The organism is Corynebacterium jeikeium (genome assembly GCF_000738175.1).
GTDB lineage: Bacteria > Actinomycetota > Actinomycetes > Mycobacteriales > Mycobacteriaceae > Corynebacterium > Corynebacterium jeikeium_C.
Map to the genome: position 1 here is coordinate 1 of NZ_JFCH01000005.1, position 296 is coordinate 296.

Genomic DNA, 296 nt, shown 5'->3' on the forward strand with positions numbered 1-296 from the left:
TTGTGCTTATTGCTGAGCTGACCCGGGATGACGCTGACGTCTTTTTTTACAAGTTCCAGCTCCTTTTCCAAAACAGCCTTGTCAACGAGCAGTTGCGCCATTTGCTTTTTCAGTTCTGCAGGATCATCGGCTAATGACTTCTCAAGTGCTGCTCGGGTGGGCATGCAAGTGTGCTCTTTGCGTTCTCTTTTCGACATCAAACCCCATTCTCCCTCTTCACGGTGGCGTTGTGCCCAGGAATAGACACTCATCTTTGAGCGCAGCTCGCATTCCACAGCGATGTCAGCTGGCCTCCA

General features: G+C 51.0%; 1 pseudogene. It reads right to left on the reverse strand.

The annotated features are described in order from the left end of the window. Positions 1-251 (reverse strand): annotated as a pseudogene (locus tag JQ46_RS10850) (IS3 family transposase); the annotation flags it as partial. Between the last annotated feature and the right edge of the window lie 45 nt (positions 252-296).